At 67.1% G+C, this 2,929-nt stretch carries 1 protein-coding gene; it reads left to right on the top strand.

All coding sequences use genetic code 11. The features are described 5' to 3' along the window. Positions 1-116 precede the first annotated feature (116 nt). A complete protein-coding gene (gene ppc, locus AC5O77_RS21515; RefSeq protein WP_494507144.1) occupies positions 117-2,828 on the top strand; it encodes a phosphoenolpyruvate carboxylase in 2,712 nt (903 codons plus the stop codon). Positions 2,829-2,929: the final 101 nt, after the last annotated feature.

The raw sequence follows: 2,929 nt of genomic DNA, 5'->3' as shown, positions 1-2,929 counted from the left end.
AGATGTGTATAAGAGACAGGCACTACCAGATGAAACCATTTTTGCATCGCAGCACGATGCCCGTTCTGGTTTAGGCTTGGGGTCTGGATCCGTTGACCGAGGCCTGTGCGTCGCCGATGAACGAGTACCGCAGCAGCATCGATTTTGCTTCCCCCGATCTTCCGCTTCGCGATGACGTGCGCCGGCTCGGCGCGCTGGTTGGCGACCTGCTGGTTGAACAGGTCTCCGCCGCCTTCCTCGACGATGTGGAAGACGTGCGCACCCGCGCCATCGCCCGCCGCGAGAACCAGGCGCCGTTGTCGGAGCTGGCCGATGGCCTGGCCGGGCGCACGCCGCAGCAGGCCGAAACCATGGTGCGGGCCTTCAGCACCTACTTCCAGGTGGTCAACATCGCCGAGCGCGTGCATCGCATCCGCCGTCGCCGTGACTACCAGCGCGCCGGTACCGCAGGGGCGCAGCCCGATGGCCTGCAGGATGCACTGCAGCACCTGAAGGCGCAGGGGGTGGGCCTGGACGAGCTGGCGCAGTGGCTGCCACGCATCGACATTGAACCGGTGTTCACCGCACACCCGACCGAAGCGGTACGCCGCGCGCTGCTGGAAAAAGAGCAGTTGATGGTGGCCAGCCTGGTCGACAACCTCGACGGCCAGCGCACGCCGGGTGAGGCCGCCGCCGATGCCGCGCGCTTCCGCATGGCATTGACCGCTTCGTGGCAGACCACCGATTCCTCGCCGGTGCGGCCCACCGTCGATGACGAACGCGAGCACGTCGGCTTCTATCTGGTGCAGGTGCTGTACCGGGTGATTCCGGTGCTGTACGAATCGCTGCAGCAGGCGTTGCGCGATACCTATGGCGAAGAACTGCCGCTGCCGCGCCTGCTGCGTTTCGGTACCTGGGTGGGCGGCGACATGGACGGCAATCCGAACGTGGATGCCACCACCATCCGCAATACGCTGGATGCGCAGCGGCAGGCGGTACTCGCGCGCTACCAGAAGGAGCTGCTGCAGCTGGCCAGCCTGCTCAGCCAGTCCACCGAGCGGGTGGGCGTAAGCGATGCGCTGCAGGCGCGCGTGGCGCACTACCAGCAGCTGCTGCCGCAGGTGCAGTCGCGCCCACGCCATGCCGACATGCCCTACCGCCTGCTCAATGACCGCATGCGTGCACGCCTGCAGGCCACACTGGATGACGGCGAAGGCGCCTACGCCGGTCCTGATGAACTGATCGAGGATCTGCAGCTGATCCTCGACAGCCTGCGCGCCAACCGCGGCGAACATGCCGGTGGCTTCGCCGTGCAGCGCCTGCTGTGGCGGGTGAAGACGTTCGGTTTCCATCTGGCGCGGTTGGACGTGCGCCAGGAATCGAGCGTGCACGCGCGCGCGCTGGCCACCGTGCTGGGCGGCGACGCGGCGTGGGACGGTCTGGACGCATTGGGCCGCGCGCGCCTGCTGGCGCCGCATGCCAGTGGTGACGCGCCGATGCCGAAGGGCGACGACGAAGGCAACCGGCGACTGGATGCGGTGTTCGCGGCGTTGGCCGATGCGCGTGCGCGCCATGGTGGCGATGCACTGGGCAGCTACATCATTTCGATGGCGCATGACCGCAGCGATGTACTGGCGGTGCTTGCGCTGGCACGCCGTGGCGGCCTGGTGGAAGAGGGCGGTTCGGTGCCGCTGGATATTGCGCCACTGTTCGAGACGGTGGATGACCTCAAGCGCGGCACCGCGACCCTGCGTGACCTGCTGGCCGACCCGATCTATCGCGCGCACCTGCGTGCACGCGATGACGTGCAGATGGTGATGCTGGGCTATTCGGACAGCAGCAAGGACGGTGGCATCGCCGCTTCGCGCTGGGGCCTGCAGCGTGCGCAGGTGGAACTGCTGGAGGTGGCGGCCGAGGCCGGCATCCGCCTGACCTTCTTCCATGGCCGTGGCGGTTCGATCAGCCGCGGTGGCGGCAAGACCACGCATGCGGTCGATGCCTCGCCGCGCGGCAGCATCGATGGCCGCTTGCGGGTGACCGAGCAGGGCGAGGTGATCCACCGCAAGTACGGCATCCGTGCGCTGGCGCTGCGCTCGCTGGAACAGGCCGCCGGCGCGGTACTGCGCGCCAGCCTGCGCCCGCGGGCTGCCGAACCCCGCGAGGATGAGTGGCGACCGGTGATGGATGTGGTCGCTGGCTCCAGCAGCGAGGTCTACCGCGCCTTCGTCGGCCAGGCCGGCTTCATGGACTACTTCCGCACCGCCACGCCGATCGATGTGATCGAGCGGATGACGCTGGGTTCGCGTCCGTCGCGCCGGCTCGGCCAGGACGCGGCGTTGGGTAACCTGCGCGCGATTCCGTGGGTGTTCGCCTGGAGCCAGGCGCGTGCCGTCATTCCCGGCTGGTACGGCGTGGGCAGCGGCCTGCAGGCGGCGGTCGATGCTGGTCACGAGCAGACCCTGCGCGAGATGGCACGTGACTGGCCGTTCTTCCGTACCTTCCTCGACGACATCGCGATGGTGCTGTCCAAGGGGGATATCACCATTGCCGAGCAGTTCTCGCTGTTGTCGGGCGAGCTGCACGGGCGCTTCTTCCCGCAGGTGCAACGTGAGCTTGAACTCACCCGGCATTGGTTGCTGGCGCTGATGGGCCAGCAGACGTTGCTCGACCACGATGCGCGGCTGTCGCTTTCGATCCGCCTGCGCAATCCCTACGTCGATCCGATCAGCGTGCTGCAGGTGGATCTGCTGCAGCGCTGGCGCGAAAGCGGGCGCGAGGATGAAGACCTGCTGCGCGCGCTGGTGGCCTGCGTGAACGGTGTTTCGCAGGGTGTGCAGAACACCGGTTGATCCGCATCCGCCGGGCATGGCCCGGCGAATTCGAAATGGTAGTGCCGGCCGCTGGCCGGCAACCTCATGATGTCTGGCAACACTGTCTCTTATACACATCT

This window comes from Stenotrophomonas sp. INTA L402-1 (assembly GCF_059295135.1).
Note: the sequence above shows the minus strand (reverse complement) of the source record. Positions and strands in the feature narration are given on the sequence as shown.